Genomic DNA, 13,690 nt, shown 5'->3' on the forward strand with positions numbered 1-13,690 from the left:
TTTATATTACATCAATTCTTTCTGCTCCGCTGTAAATATTAAAACGTTGATCTTTCAGAAAGCCGAGCAGTGTGATATTCCATTCGACGGCCATTTTTACCGCCATGCTGGAAGGTGCGCCTATGGCTGCAATAACAGGTATTCCCGCCATAGCGGCTTTCTGTATCAGTTCAAATCCTGCACGTCCGCTGAGCAGCAGGACACATTGGTCCAGCGGCGTTAATGGTTGCTGAAGAGCTGCGCCAATAAGCTTATCCACCGCATTGTGGCGGCCGATATCTTCCCGCAGCAGGAGTAATTCCATATTGCTGTTGAAAAGTGCAGCAGCATGTAGTCCGCCGGTAGATGCAAACAGCGCCTGTTCATTTCTTAGTATGGCGGGCAGTCCGAATAAATTCCCGGCGGAGAGGCAAAGGGTGCCATTACTAACGGAAACGCCTGTATGAATGGATGCTATATCCGTTTTGCCACATACCCCGCAGGCGGCCGTGGCGGCAAAATTCCGCTGGGTACCGCCAAGTTGCGCCACTATGGACGGTTTTAGGTGAACGGTGGCAACGCTGCCGTTATTATCTTCCGACAAAATAATTTCCTGGATAGCAGCCTGGTCACGGATCACCCCTTCGGTAAAGAGGAAGCCGGCAGCCAGTTCCATATCTTCACCGGGCGTACGCATGGTAACGGAAATATTCTGTTGCCGGCGGTTATGGGAAGGCCCATGCACCAGTCTTATTTCGAGTGGATCTTCTGTCGCGAGTGTATCACAGGCATCTGTAATACTTCCGGCGGCTACTTTTTTTACACGGGTATGAACAACAGCATTTGTCATACTCAAAATTACACTTTCACTACCATCTTACCGCTGTTTCTTCCTGAAAATAATCCGAGTAATGCTGCGGGCAGATGATCAAATCCTTCTTCCACGGTTTCGGTATATTTTATTTTTCCTGCCTTCACCCATTCGGACAGCTGTTTGAAACCTTCGCCAAACCTGCTGGCGTAGTTACCGATAATGAAGCCCTGCATGAGAATGCTCCGGGTTACCATAATAGGCTGGATGCGTGGGCCCATAGGCACTTCTGTGGAATTATATAAGGCAATCTGCCCGCATAGCGGCACCCGGGCAAAGAAGTTGAGCTGTTTGATCACCGCATCGGAAATATCGCCACCTACGTTGTCGAAATAAATATCCACGCCGTTGGGGCAGGCCGCCGCCACTGCGGCTTCTATGTTGGTGTTACCTTTGTAATCGATGGCGGCATCGAAATTAAAAGTATCTGTCAGCAGTTTTACCTTTTCAGCGCCGCCTGCAATACCTACCGCGCGGCAGCCCATTATTTTTGCAATTTGTCCTACAATGATGCCCACAGCGCCGGCGGCGCCGGATATCACCACGGTTTCCCCGGGTTTGGGCTTGCCGATATCTGTCATGCCAAAGTAGGCGGTTAACCCCGGCACGCCAAGGAGACCGAGATAATAAGTAAGCGGGATGCTGTCGTCAATTTTACGCAGGTGCCCGGCGGGGAATATAGCCGCCGTTGCCCAGGGCAGGAAGGGGCGGGGGCCGCTGCTCATTACTTTATCACCGGCTTTAAACAGGGCGCTTTTGCTGTGTGTTACTTCCGCCACGCCGCCGCTTTCAATGGGTTCGCCTACCTGGAACGGGGGAATATAGGACCTGGCGTCGTTCATACGGCCACGCATATACGGATCTACAGAAAAGTACAGTGGTTTTACCATTACTTCATCTTCCTGTAGTTCCGGTAAGATGGCATCTACTATTTCAAAGTTGCCGGCTACAGGTAATCCGTTTGGTCTGGCGGCGAGCAGGATCTGCTTTATTTTCATATGCGCGGGTGTTTATAGAAGTGAGGAATGGCAATGATTATTTAACAGGTAAAAAATGCTTTTGTTTAACCGGGGAGAAAAGAGTGGAATTATCAATGAAAAATGTACATTCGGGTAAGAATTTTCACCCCTTAAATTTAAAATCTACTATGCGTCTTGATGATGAAGAAATGAGCGAAAACGTCGAGAAACGGTCCGGTGGCGGCATGCGCAAGATCGGGGTTGGCGGCGGCATTGGCACCCTTGTCATTATAGTGCTGGCATTGATCTTTAAACAGGACCCGCAGCAGGTAATGCAGGCTGTTCAACAGGTAGCCCCAGGCCAGGAGCAGGCGGGAACATCTGAAAAACTTACGAAGGAAAATGCAAGTCCTTTTGAGGTCATGTCTTCTAAAGTTCTCCGCAGTACCGAAAGGGTATGGAAGCAGGGATTCCAGGAGCGCAACAAAACCTATGAAGTACCCGGTATGGTGTCTTTTGAAAAAGGTACCAATTCCGGCTGCGGCTTTGCGGAATCAGCTATGGGCCCATTTTATTGCCCGGCCGACCGTAAAGTATACCTGGACGTTTCTTTCTTTAATGAACTGGAGCAACAATTTGGCGTAAAGGGCGATTTCTCAAAGGCTTATGTGATTGCACATGAAGTAGGGCATCACGTACAGAACCTGTTGGGCATCAGCGATAAATTACAATCCATGCGTTCCCGGCTAAGCGAAAAAGAATACAATAAATTATCGGTGATGCTGGAGCTGCAGGCAGATTTCCTTGCGGGCGTATGGGCTAACCGTGCCAATAAAATCAAACCTTTCCTGGATCCGGGAGATATAGAATCCGGGTTGAATGCCGCCAGCGCGGTAGGCGACGACCGCCTGCAGCAGGCCAGCACCGGCCAGGTAGTGCCGGACGCCTTTACGCACGGAACGTCCGAACAAAGGATGTTCTGGTTTAAGAAAGGCTTTGAATCCGGGAATGTGGCCGACGGCGACACGGGCATCGGCCTGGGTAACTGGTAGGCGAGGGGGTTCCGGATTTGCGTAACTGCTGGTGCAGGTACACAAATCCGGAAACGGTGCATCATTAAATATTCAGCATTTCCTTTGCCAGTTCGATCATCCTTGGATCACCGGTATATTTCCCGTTTATATCAGACAACTTCACTACAGGCGACCACCGGGTAGCATCTTCGGGCAGGGCTTCATACATTTTTATTACAATATTCAGGGCCGTTAACCCTACGTCGTTGGTAAAATTGGTACCAATGCCAAACGACATCCCGATCTTTCCCCGGCAGTAAGCGGCGATATCCGCTACTTTCTCATAATTGAGGCCATCTGAGAAAATGATGGTTTTGCTGAGCGGATCCACGTTTTTACCTTTATAATGCGCAATAGTGCGGTCTGCAAACAAGAGTGGATCGCCGCTGTCGTGCCGCACCCCATCAAACAGCCGGGCGAATTTCTTGTCGAACTGCTCAAAAAAAACAGGAGTGGTGTAGGTATCTGAAAGCGCAATTCCCAGATCCCCGCGGTATACCTGTACCCAGTTTTCCAATCCAAGCATGTTGGCCATTTTAAAGCCGTATTTGGCCGCATGAAACATAAACCATTCATGGGCGTGGGTGCCTACAGGCTTTACTCCGTTACGCATGGCCAGGTGTACATTGCTGGTGCCAATAAAACAACCTGTTCCATATTCACGCAGCGTTTTCATCACCAGCTTATGAACGGCGAGGGAATGCCGGCGCCGGGTGCCAAAATCCGCGATGGTGATATCCATCTCTTTATATTTTTCAATTTTTTCGCGGGTAATGCGGATCACTTCTTCATCAGCTACCCGCTGCTGGCCGGTCAGCTGGTAATAGAGTTCGCAGATGAGCGACATCAGCGGCACTTCCCAAAGGATAGTGCGGTACCAGTAGCCATCGGCATGTACTTCCAGGTGTTCGCCCTGTTGTGCAATATGAATTTCGGCCGGATCATAACGGTAGCCCTGCAGGAAATCAAGGTAGGTAGGGTCGAGGTAAGGACAGGTAACAGCCAGGTAATCCTTTTCCTCAGGGGTAAGCTGCAGTTGCTGCATGTTATTCACCGCTTCACGGAGGGCTTCGGCAAAGCCCGGCGGAAAGGCATGCTGTCCCCGGTTAATGAACGTATAACGGGCACGGGCCTTCGGGAATAATTTGACAACGCCATGCTGCATGGTAAATTTATAGAAATCGTTATCAAGAAGCGAAGTAAGGATCATATTTGGCGTTTAGATTCACAATAAAATTATATTTTTGCATTTAATCATATTCTCACTTACCATGAAGCAGATTAAAGTTAAATGGCCCCTTAACCCACAGGAAACCATATTATTCAAAATTGATGCAGTATACATGAAGACCAGGTTCAATGCAAAACAAGGTACACTGTATATTACAAACGAGAGAATTGTTCTTGAAGCCAAACCAATGGTGATGATTTTGTTATTTGGTGTCATTGGTTGGTTGCTTTCCCGTAAAAAAATTACCCTGGAATTTCCGTTATCTGATATAACAGATTTCAGAAGAGGTAAACAGGGCTTTAACAAAAGAGTTGCCGAGTTCGATCTGATAGATGGCCGCAATATACGCATCGGCATTTCCGGTAAATGGGAACTTTTTGATGCTGCTTACCAGAAAGCAATGATAGACGTACAGCCTTTATTCAGTGTAAAATAATTCAGAGTTTATTACCGCAGTATTTGCAGAAGTCCGCATTGGCATCGTGTCCTTCACGCATGCAATGTGGACAAACTCTGCGATCTACATCATCGCGACTGCGTATCCTGCTCATCTCCACCGTCACTATCCCTGTAGGTACTGCTATAATTGCATAACCCATTATCATGATGAGCGCTGAAAACGCTTGCCCCATTGGCGTTACAGGCGCAATGTCCCCGTAACCCACCGTGGTGAGCGTAACCACCGCCCAGTATACACTTACCGGTATGCTGGTGAACCCTGAATTATGGTCAGACTCTATCACATACATAATAGCGCCTAATACAACGGTCAACAATCCAATAAAAAAGAGGAAAACAAATATTTTACGCTGGCTTTGTTGTAGCGCCAGCGACAGTTGTTTGCTTTCGTTCAGGAAGGGGACCAGTTTAAATATCCTGAAGATCCGCATGAGCCGTAGTATCCGGATGGTGAGCAGGAAGTGCGCACCACCATAAAAAGCTTCCACATAGGTAGGCAGGATGCAGAGCAGGTCAACAAGCCCGTAGAAGCTCGTAATATATGCCTTCGGACGGTAACTGCACCAAACCCGGAAGAGATATTCCAGCGTGAAAATAATAGTGAATACCCATTCCAATATATGAAACAGGTGTCCGAATTTCTCCTGCAAAGGCGCCACGCTTTCCATCATTACAATAACAACACTGATCAGAATAGCAACAAGGAGGATAATATCGAACGCCCGGCCGGCCGGTGTGCTCGCCTCAAAAATAATGTTATGCCATTTCTCCTGGAAGGGAGTAAGTTCGCGCCTGCTATCGTTAGTCATCCTGTTGAGTTATGTACTTAAAACAAAAGCAGGTTAGTTTATGTTTAGTGAAAACTTTTATAATAATATCAAAAGATGATTAACGGCTTTTCCTATCTTTAACATATGCTAACCGGAATTTTAATAAATTTATTTGAGCGGGATCTCAGCAAACTCGAGGAGGAGATTGCCGCATATGAAACAGCTGCCGGCATCTGGCAGGTTCCTCCCGGTATAACAAATCCCGCCGGGAATCTTTGTCTGCATCTCTGCGGTAACCTGCAGCATTATATAGGCGCGGTATTGGGTAAGACGGGCTATGTCCGCAACAGGGACCTGGAGTTCAGCGACAGGAACGTACCCACGGAAGATCTGCTGGTGCTGATCAGTTCCACGCGTCGTGTAATCCTTACCGTTATAGCAGGTTTAACAGCAGAAGATCTTGAAAAAACATATCCGGAAAAGGTTTTTTCAGGAACGATGTCTACCGGCCATTTCCTCGTACATCTGAGTACACATCTTAATTATCATCTCGGACAAATAAATTATCACCGCCGATTAACCCAGTCGTGATCCCATGAATGCCTTCCTGAATAATTTCATTAAAGTATACCAGCAACTGAAATGGCTGGTATGGCCATTTGTCTTGTTAGTCATTACTGTGCTGGTAATGCGGCTGGTAGTAAGTCGCCAGGATGCTTATTTTTTCATTAATAAACTGCATACGCCGGCGGGCGACTTCCTATTTCCCCGGATAACAGAGCTGGGAAGCGTTGCCGCAGCGGTTCTCATTTCATTATTGCTGCTGGTCATTAATAGGCGGGCAGGCGTTATGCTGGCCACCGCGTACCTGTTTACCGCCGCTATCAGTTTTACACTGAAAGCATTGATTGGCTTTCCCCGCCCTCACCGTTATTTTGCCAGCCGTTTACAGGAAATTTATTTTGTACCAGGCGTATCGGTACTTGATAATTTCAGAAGCTTTCCTTCAGGGCACAGCGTATGTGCATTCACTGCTGCCACCGTGCTTTCCTATTATGCAAAGAATAAGTACTGGTCGCTGTTATACCTGGCGCTGGCCATGCTGGTGGGATATTCCCGGATGTATATGAGCCAGCATTTCCTGGAAGATGTGACCGCCGGCGCTACGCTGGGCGTTTTCTTTTCTATGGTATGGTTAAGCATCTTCAGGGGCAAAACAGCACAACTGTCAGGACAATAAATCTTTTTTGTCTTCCATTTCCTGTATCAGCGAGTCCTGGTGCTGCCTGAGCATTTCATTATATAATTTTGCGGGAGATGTGGTATCAGTATTTTTTTCTTTGTGCCACACAGGGGCAGGGGTGTACCGTGCCCACAGTATTTCATACCCGATGTAAATCTGGTGCTTACCATCCCTGACATGATCCGTATGTCCCAGCCGCCGTTCCTCTCCGGGAGCAAGATTTTCAATGAGGCGGGCCTGGTGCGTGGTACCCATAGTGGTAGTGATCACCTGGTCAATTGCCACAGTCATAAACCGGCTGTCCGACAGGTTCTTCACGCTGCGGAGGTATTTGGATACGCTGAATACACTATTGGAAACGCCTACTATCCTGACGGCATGGATGGCATCTTCACCTGCGACAGGCTTTGGCCTCTTTTCCTTGAAGGCTGCGCCGCGGAAGCTTTGGGTACGGAAATGAATGTACCACAACAGGAAAAAAAAGAAAATGATTACCGGAACGTACATAATTAACAGCTTTTGAGGAGGGGATTATTAAACAGGGCATCAGTCTTATTTTGAGTCGCTTGCAGGTCACGGGGCTTTTATTTTATCATATTGATAATGCTAAAATAAGCGGTCTTGCACAGGTAAATGTAAATTCTATGTTAATGAAAGCATGATATTTTTACACAGATCGATGGGTTTCCGCAGGTACTTTTGCAAAAATGAACATTTTTTTTGCACGTTAACAATTAAATCACAAAATTTCTCAGGATAAACCTGCAACTTTACCGTATTGCCAAAAAACAGGTGTTTGTAACCAGGTCAGCTTTAGGGGTTAACCCCCATGTATTCTTTAGTTAACACTCCAATATTTTAATATATGTATTTTTTTACATCCGGGACGGATGCAGCGTCATAGCGCCCTATAGGCGTTATGACTTACTATTTACTTATCATGTTACTTAGCGGGGAAGAAGATAAAGCTAAGACCGGCACTGTGAAATTGCGGGTTATAGTAAGGCATGATCATTTTAGTCGCCGGGTGCGCCGGATCTTTAAAGAGCTGCCGCTGAATCCAGGGATACATCCAATATGCAGCTTTGGTGCCCAGTATGCCTATACCCGCGCCGGCTACCACATCACTGAGCCAGTGTTTATTATTATACATCCTCAAAGCGCCGGTGGTGGTAGCAGCTAAATAGCCCGCCACGCCATACCAGGGGGATACGTCTTTGTATTCCTGCCGGAGAAATTCTGCAGCAGCGAAAGCTGTAGCTGTATGACCCGAGGGGAAAGAAAGATAGTCGGAGTGATCCGGCCGCTCTTCATGGGTACGATTTTTTACAATTTCCACGGTACCAGCGGTAATTACGGCGGATATTCCCAGGATGATGGAGCGGTCGCGCAGGTTGTGTTTTCCCTGGATGCCGGCGGCATTCAGGATATAAACTGCAGTAACGGGAGCATACTGAAGGTAGTTGTCAATATGCGTGCGGAATTGAGGGTGATCTTCTTTGATTTCCGCTTTGGTAGTGGAGTTCAGGTCCCTCAGCGTTGGATTATTAAGCGCAAACACCCCGTAGCTGATCATTGCCACCGGAACAGCAACACCCGCAATAGTGGTATGAAATTGTTTTGTTTGCCAGGCAGGCAGCTGGCTCTTTTGTACAGGATAGGTAAAACGGATGGAATCATTTCCGGCAGGCAGGGAATCTGTTTCCTGTGCATCAGCACCATAAGAGCAGGTGAGGGCGCCCAACGCCAAACCTGTCGATAATATCATTTTCTTCATGCGTCACTCCTTGTTACATCAAAAATAGGAGCCGATTCTGAAGTAATTCTGTATCATCTTATTCCCCGCCCCGGTCGGGTTTGGGAAGGATCATTTCAGCGGTTTGTTTGGTATAACGGTTATGGAAGATGAAAGTAATCAGCAGCCCAAGCAGGCAACCGGCCAATACAGACAATACTCTTGCCACGGCAGTATCCCACACATGTTCACCCGCCTCATGGGTCATCACAATAATAGTGGCCGCCAGCGCCGTACGGGTAGCTGCTTCAAGATTTAGCAGGTTGCAGATTACTACCGTAACAAATACGGCAGCACACATCATCATCAATATATTCGGATGCACTAATATCAACAGGAACCCCGATATACCACCTACCACATTTGCCTTAATGCGTGTAACCGCTAACGTTACAGCGTCTGATCCGTCAGGAGACAGTACCAGCATCACAGAAATCAGCACCCAGATGATGTCGTTGTAATTGACTAACCACGACAAACCAAGCACCACCAGCACGCCGGTGACGCATTTGGCTGCGTAGATGAATGTTCGCCTGATTCTTATTTTGTCAATCATGATTGAACTTTTGGCAGTTGGAAGTTGTTCTAGGGATTTAACCAAATAACGGCATGAAAATAAGGAAACTATGTTATCTGGCCACGCTGACTATTTTGTTACACGCCTGCATTAAAGACGCACCCATTAACCCGGAGGCAGATATTGAAACATTTATCATAGAAAAGAAATATCTCACTGCAGATATTTTTATTGATCAGGCAAACAAAAAGATCATGCTGAACCTTACACCTGCTGCGTTTAAGAGCGGTGTAACCCCCACGATTACCACTTCAGCGGGAGCTACGGTACTGCCGGCATCCGGCGACTCACTGCACCTGGATTCTTCACAGGTAAGCGAGTATGTTGTTACTGCCGCTAACGGAAATAAGAAGATCTACAAGATTGAATTTGGTGGGATGGGCATATGGAAATGGGACTTCGAAACCTGGCTGCTGCAGGATAAAGATAAATACCAGTATGTAGAAGAACATGGGAGTAGTACGTTCTGGTCATCCGGTAACCCAGGCATAGCCTTATCCGGCGTAAAGAAGGACCCGATGGAATATCCGCTGCGTGCCACTTCCGATGCATACCACGGAAAGTCTGCCGCTGAATTGGTGACCCGCAAAGGCACGGCTTTGTCCGCCTTGTTAGGCATTAAGCTGTTTGCAGGGTCTCTTTTTGTAGGTGTATTTGATTCGAGAAATGCCATGACTGCGCCGTTAACGGCTACACAATTCGGGGAGCCCTATTCAGGTAAGCCACTGCGTTTCGTGGGTTATTATAAATATCAGCCGGGAGAACAATACCAGGATAAAGCCGGGAATATTATTGCGGGCATGAAAGACAGTTGTTCTTTATACGCGGTGCTGTTCAAAGGAACCACCAGGCTGGACGCCACCAACATCCACACATCAGACAGGATAGTAGCCACCGCCAGTATACCGGATGGCGGTCCTCACAGCACATGGACACGATTTGATATCCCGTTTAAAACCGTACAGCCATATACAGGAACGGAGAAAATGATGATGGCAATTGTAGCGTCTTCCAGCAAAGATGGTGATACCTATAAAGGCGCTATCGGTAGCAGGCTGGTACTCGATAGCCTGGAAGTGATAAAGTAACCGGGCAGTATAAACAAAAGATTACCCATGATGATAAATATAAGAATACCAGTACTGATATTAGGCATGCTCGCCACCGCCTCGCCGTTATTTGCACAGGATAACGGGTACGGGCAAACGAATACGCACCACTTTAAACCGGTACTTGAACATCGCATCCTTGCGGGGTTTAACTTTGGGGGCACGGCCCCCGTAGGCTTACCCAACACCATCCGTAAAATCGAAACCTACCGGCCTGAATTCTCTCCTTCGCTGGGCTATGAGCTGTCGTACCGCAAAACAAAAAAATGGGGCGCTGCAGTAGCGGTGAAACTGGATTATAAAGGAATGTTTACCAAAGATGAAGTGCAGTATTTTCCTACTATCATTACCACCAGCGATGGTGGCCGATTTGAAGGAGATTTTACCGGTAAAAACGAGACCACGGTACGTAATGCATATGTGTTCTTTCCCATCAGCGTAGTATATACTCCCAATGATAGGTGGCGTTTTAACATGGGCGGTTATGTGGCCTGGTTGTTCAGCGCCAATTTCCATGGTAATGTTTCTGACGGCTATATCCGCAATGGCGGATCATTAGGAGAGAAAGTAAACATCACAGAAGCGACCTTCGATTTTGGTACGGAAGTCCGTTCATTTGATGCGGGGTTACAAGGCGGCGCTGCCTATCGCGTAGGTAAAAAACTCAGCATCAACGGCAACCTCAACTGGGGATTGCGCCCGATATTCCCGGACGATTTTAAAGGAATGGATTTCCCCTTGTACAACATCTACATGACCTTAGGCGTAACGTATAAAATATAAAACCGCGACCGCCTTCGGCGATGCGAAGGTTGTCTTGAGCACTGATTACGCTGATTATACTGATTAGTTGGATTTTTACTTTTGGATTTTCTTTGATTTCTTAGATTTTCTTAAATAATAATTAAGGGAGATATAAGCGAATATATCCGCTTATATCTCCCTTAATCCTTTAAAATCCAAAGTGATCAATCCCTAAATCAGTATAATCAGCGTAATCAGTGCTCAAGACAACCTTCGCACCGCCGAAGGCGGTCATCCGCGCACTAGTACTTCGCCGCCTGCCCGGCTTTGGGAAGCGACGCCCGGATGAAATCGCGGATATCGTTATTCCCTGTTGCCAGATCATCCTTCCGGAGGTACATCATGTGGCCACTGCGGTAGCCGCGCCAGGAGAGGCGGTCTTTCAGCCGGCCGCCGGGATCCATTTGCCACATACTGTATTTGGCATTGAAGTAATCGCAGGCGCCATCGTAGTAGCCCGATTGGATCATTACATGCAGGTAGGGGTTGGCGGCCATGGCCTCACGCAGGTTTTCGCCGGTATTGTCGCCGTTCTTATCCCACGGATGCACGGGGCCAAACATCATGTATTTGAGATCAGTATTGAATTTCAGCTCTTGCCTGAGATAAATATTAATGGCTGGCGTAAACGCATGCAGCCAGGAAGTAAGTTCTGCATTGTAATCCGGACCGTTGCCTGCATCTTCCCGGTCGAGGCCACGGTAGCGGGAATCCAGTCTGCCTACGGTAAACCCTTTATCACGCAGTAATTCTTTCCAGAAGAAATTCGGTGGTACGTCGAGGTTATGTTGCAGGATCACTTTTTCCGGTAAACCGGAGTAACGGGCCATTTTTGAGGCGATACTTTTTCTTTGTTGTTCATCCAGGAATCCACCCTGGCTGATGGCCGGTATTAATTCATGGATGGTGAAGTTTTCTACTTCCGGTAACACGGCGGTGAGATCTTTCTGTTGCAGGTCCGGCGGCAGCATTTTATGATACCATGCGGTGGCTGCAAAGTAAGGGAGCCGCAATGCCGCATCTACAGGGCCGTTGCGGGAAATGCCCAAATCGGTGGGGGATACCAGGATCACACCATTGAGATACATCCACTGCGCATTCTGCAATTCCAGCGCCAGGCCGGAAACACGGGTAGTACCATAGCTTTCCCCAATCAGGTATTTGGGGGAGGCCCACCTGTTTTGCCTGGACACGAAAGTGTTGATCCATTCTGCCAGGTAGCGGATGTCTGCATTCACCCCGAAGAATTTTTCACGGGGCACATCTTTTCCTATAAGCCTGGAAAAGCCGGTGTTGGCGGGATCTATGTAAATGATATCGGCGATATCCAGGATAGTTTCCGGATTTTCGTGTATGCCATAGGGTTGTACGGGATATCCTTCGTCATCGATATTGAGTAATCTTGGGCCGGTATAGGCAATCTGCATCCATACAGAAGGCGTGCCGGGGCCACCATTAAAAGAAATGATCAGCGGTCTTGCTGCGCGGTCCTTTACATCAGTCCTTTCATAATAAGTATAGAAGAGACCCGCCAGTACTTTGCCATCCTGGTCCCATACTGGTAGGGTGCCCGCGATGGCTTTGTAAGGGATCTTCTGACCTTTTACGGTTACATCGTGAAAGGTGGTAACGGCCGTATCCGGGTTCAGGACGACGGACCATTGCGGCGGCGTTTCCTCTTTGGCGGTCGCATTGACTTTATTGTTCTTCTGCTGTGCCTGTAGCTGCAGGCCAATAGTACCCGCCAGCAATAGCGGCAGCCATAGTTGTTTTGTTATTACATTCATGGATTGGATCTTGATTGCGCTTAAAGATTGTGCAATTGCCGCAGAAAATCAAGCACATTCGGATGAGTGGGTGAATGCTGGAATCAGCCTTGTTTGATTTTTGTACCTTTGATCTATCATGAGATTCATTGAACTACAGTCCTTTTATAAGATCCTTAACCGGGATATTGCACCTGCGCTGCAGGAGTCAGGCCACTTCAATATTTTCAGGATTGAAGATATGCAGTTACCGGACTATAAGCCGGTTACCTACAGCCGTCGAAACTTCTTTAAAATCAGTCTGGTTACAGGGCATAGTAAAATTCATTATGCAGATCAAAGTATCGAAGTGCTGGATAGCGTATTGGTATTTACGAATCCGATGATTCCATATCATTGGGAGAGAATCAGCGAAAAACAAAGCGGTTACGTTTGCATCTTCACAGAGGCGTTTTTTAACCGGTTTGGAAATATCAGGGATTACCCGGTATTTCAGTCTGCCGACGGCGCTGTAATACCTTTATCAGCTGGCAGTATATCCCAGTTTAGTGAACTTTTTCTGAAGATGTTTAACGAGCTGCAGGGGGATTATGCGTTTAAATATGATCTGCTGCGAAGCCTTGTGATGGAAGTAATTCATGAGGTGCAAAAGATGCAGCCGGCAACCGGAGGCCCGGTCGTGGGTTCCAACGCGTCGGAAAGGATCACAGGATTGTTTGCCGAGTTACTGGAACGTCAGTTTCCCATTGAATTAAGTAACCAGGTGATTCAGTTAAGTACGCCGTCGGCTTTTGCCAAACAGTTAAATGTTCATGTTAACCATCTCAATAAAGCGTTGAAAGAAATCACGGGAAAAACCACGTCCCGTCTGATCAGGGAGCGGATATTGCAGGAAGCGAAGGTCTTACTAAAAAGTACCAACTGGACGGTGAACGAAATCGCCTGGAGCCTGGGATTTGAAGAGCCTAATCATTTTTCTACTTTCTTTAAAAGTCTTGCCGGAATCACCCCCAATAAGTTCAGGCAATCTGAGGCTGATTGATTTTCATAGTTT

15 protein-coding genes are annotated in these 13,690 nt (G+C 47.4%); 7 read left to right on the forward strand and 8 right to left on the reverse strand.

All coding sequences use genetic code 11. From position 1 onward, the window contains the following. Nucleotide 1: 1 nt before the first annotated feature. Complete coding sequence (fdhD, locus tag QFZ48_RS27045) at nt 2–829, reverse strand: formate dehydrogenase accessory sulfurtransferase FdhD (protein WP_429047984.1); 828 nt, start codon at nt 827–829, stop codon at nt 2–4. Nucleotides 830–837: 8 nt separating this feature from the next. Further along, a complete protein-coding gene (locus tag QFZ48_RS27050) occupies nt 838–1,848 on the reverse strand; it encodes an NADP-dependent oxidoreductase (protein ID WP_429064640.1) in 1,011 nt (336 codons plus the stop codon). Between the two features lie 149 nt (nt 1,849–1,997). On the opposite strand from QFZ48_RS27050, the gene ypfJ reads away from it, so the two are divergent. Continuing rightward, on the forward strand, nt 1,998–2,861 hold the full coding sequence (gene ypfJ / locus QFZ48_RS27055; protein WP_370913082.1) for a KPN_02809 family neutral zinc metallopeptidase: 864 nt from the start codon (nt 1,998–2,000) through the stop codon (nt 2,859–2,861). 64 nt (nt 2,862–2,925) lie between these two features. Here ypfJ and pncB read toward each other — a convergent pair whose 3' ends face one another. After that, nucleotides 2,926–4,092: a nicotinate phosphoribosyltransferase gene (gene pncB, locus QFZ48_RS27060; protein ID WP_429064642.1), complete on the reverse strand. Its 1,167-nt coding sequence runs from the start codon at nt 4,090–4,092 to the stop codon at nt 2,926–2,928. 61 nt (nt 4,093–4,153) lie between these two features. Here pncB and QFZ48_RS27065 point away from each other — a divergent pair, with 61 nt between their 5' ends. Beyond that, complete coding sequence (locus QFZ48_RS27065; RefSeq protein WP_429064643.1) at nt 4,154–4,549, forward strand: hypothetical protein; 396 nt, start codon at nt 4,154–4,156, stop codon at nt 4,547–4,549. 1 nt (nt 4,550) lies between these two features. On the opposite strand, the gene QFZ48_RS27070 is transcribed toward QFZ48_RS27065, so the two are convergent. Next, the gene (locus QFZ48_RS27070; RefSeq protein ID WP_429047976.1) at nt 4,551–5,381 is read right to left on the reverse strand and encodes an ion transporter; all 831 of its coding nucleotides are present in this window, start codon (nt 5,379–5,381) and stop codon (nt 4,551–4,553) included. A 105-nt stretch (nt 5,382–5,486) separates the two neighbouring features. On the opposite strand from QFZ48_RS27070, the gene QFZ48_RS27075 reads away from it, so the two are divergent. Continuing rightward, on the forward strand, nt 5,487–5,933 hold the full coding sequence (locus QFZ48_RS27075; protein ID WP_429047975.1) for a DinB family protein: 447 nt from the start codon (nt 5,487–5,489) through the stop codon (nt 5,931–5,933). A gap of 4 nt (nt 5,934–5,937) precedes the next feature. Next, nucleotides 5,938–6,582, forward strand: a complete 645-nt coding sequence (locus QFZ48_RS27080; RefSeq protein WP_429047973.1) for a phosphatase PAP2 family protein — start codon at nt 5,938–5,940, stop codon at nt 6,580–6,582. Here the strand turns inward: QFZ48_RS27080 and QFZ48_RS27085 are convergent. The 3 genes from QFZ48_RS27085 to QFZ48_RS27095 all read right to left on the reverse strand — a co-directional run bounded on the left by QFZ48_RS27085 (nt 6,571) and on the right by QFZ48_RS27095 (nt 8,936). Beyond that, a complete protein-coding gene (locus QFZ48_RS27085) occupies nt 6,571–7,092 on the reverse strand; it encodes a hypothetical protein (protein WP_429047971.1) in 522 nt (173 codons plus the stop codon). The two genes, QFZ48_RS27080 and QFZ48_RS27085, sit on opposite strands and share 12 nt — an antisense overlap. A gap of 436 nt (nt 7,093–7,528) precedes the next feature. Next, nucleotides 7,529–8,362 (reverse strand): phosphatase PAP2 family protein, encoded by an 834-nt coding sequence (locus QFZ48_RS27090; protein WP_429064644.1) that lies wholly within the window; start codon nt 8,360–8,362, stop codon nt 7,529–7,531. Nucleotides 8,363–8,420: 58 nt separating this feature from the next. Next, entirely contained in the window at nt 8,421–8,936 is a 516-nt protein-coding gene (locus QFZ48_RS27095; RefSeq protein ID WP_429047967.1) for an FUSC family protein, read from the reverse strand. A 53-nt stretch (nt 8,937–8,989) separates the two neighbouring features. Between QFZ48_RS27095 and QFZ48_RS27100 the strand changes: the two genes are divergently transcribed. Together QFZ48_RS27100 and QFZ48_RS27105 are read left to right on the forward strand one after the other, a co-directional pair. Beyond that, nucleotides 8,990–10,045, forward strand: coding sequence for a PCMD domain-containing protein (locus tag QFZ48_RS27100; protein ID WP_429047965.1), 1,056 nt, complete (start codon nt 8,990–8,992; stop codon nt 10,043–10,045). Nucleotides 10,046–10,072: 27 nt separating this feature from the next. Beyond that, nucleotides 10,073–10,849: a porin family protein gene (locus QFZ48_RS27105; RefSeq protein ID WP_429047963.1), complete on the forward strand. Its 777-nt coding sequence runs from the start codon at nt 10,073–10,075 to the stop codon at nt 10,847–10,849. 263 nt (nt 10,850–11,112) lie between these two features. Here the strand turns inward: QFZ48_RS27105 and QFZ48_RS27110 are convergent, their stop codons facing one another. Then, entirely contained in the window at nt 11,113–12,657 is a 1,545-nt protein-coding gene (locus QFZ48_RS27110) for a S10 family peptidase (protein ID WP_429064645.1), read from the reverse strand. A gap of 118 nt (nt 12,658–12,775) precedes the next feature. Between QFZ48_RS27110 and QFZ48_RS27115 the strand changes: the two genes are divergently transcribed. Beyond that, entirely contained in the window at nt 12,776–13,678 is a 903-nt protein-coding gene (locus tag QFZ48_RS27115; RefSeq protein ID WP_429047959.1) for a helix-turn-helix domain-containing protein, read from the forward strand. Nucleotides 13,679–13,690: the final 12 nt, after the last annotated feature.

The sequence above is a fragment of the Chitinophaga sp. W2I13 genome, from assembly GCF_050434005.1.
GTDB lineage: Bacteria > Bacteroidota > Bacteroidia > Chitinophagales > Chitinophagaceae > Chitinophaga.

Coding starts and splice junctions, on each gene's coding strand:
- fdhD (WP_429047984.1), bottom strand. CDS start 829: ATGACAAATGCTGTTGTTCATACCCGTGTAAAAAAAGTAGCCGCCGGA.
- QFZ48_RS27050 (WP_429064640.1), bottom strand. CDS start 1,848: ATGAAAATAAAGCAGATCCTGCTCGCCGCCAGACCAAACGGATTACCT.
- ypfJ (WP_370913082.1), top strand. CDS start 1,998: ATGCGTCTTGATGATGAAGAAATGAGCGAAAACGTCGAGAAACGGTCC.
- pncB (WP_429064642.1), bottom strand. CDS start 4,092: ATGATCCTTACTTCGCTTCTTGATAACGATTTCTATAAATTTACCATG.
- QFZ48_RS27065 (WP_429064643.1), top strand. CDS start 4,154: ATGAAGCAGATTAAAGTTAAATGGCCCCTTAACCCACAGGAAACCATA.
- QFZ48_RS27070 (WP_429047976.1), bottom strand. CDS start 5,381: ATGACTAACGATAGCAGGCGCGAACTTACTCCCTTCCAGGAGAAATGG.
- QFZ48_RS27075 (WP_429047975.1), top strand. CDS start 5,487: ATGCTAACCGGAATTTTAATAAATTTATTTGAGCGGGATCTCAGCAAA.
- QFZ48_RS27080 (WP_429047973.1), top strand. CDS start 5,938: ATGAATGCCTTCCTGAATAATTTCATTAAAGTATACCAGCAACTGAAA.
- QFZ48_RS27085 (WP_429047971.1), bottom strand. CDS start 7,092: ATGTACGTTCCGGTAATCATTTTCTTTTTTTTCCTGTTGTGGTACATT.
- QFZ48_RS27090 (WP_429064644.1), bottom strand. CDS start 8,362: ATGAAGAAAATGATATTATCGACAGGTTTGGCGTTGGGCGCCCTCACC.
- QFZ48_RS27095 (WP_429047967.1), bottom strand. CDS start 8,936: ATGATTGACAAAATAAGAATCAGGCGAACATTCATCTACGCAGCCAAA.
- QFZ48_RS27100 (WP_429047965.1), top strand. CDS start 8,990: ATGAAAATAAGGAAACTATGTTATCTGGCCACGCTGACTATTTTGTTA.
- QFZ48_RS27105 (WP_429047963.1), top strand. CDS start 10,073: ATGATGATAAATATAAGAATACCAGTACTGATATTAGGCATGCTCGCC.
- QFZ48_RS27110 (WP_429064645.1), bottom strand. CDS start 12,657: ATGAATGTAATAACAAAACAACTATGGCTGCCGCTATTGCTGGCGGGT.
- QFZ48_RS27115 (WP_429047959.1), top strand. CDS start 12,776: ATGAGATTCATTGAACTACAGTCCTTTTATAAGATCCTTAACCGGGAT.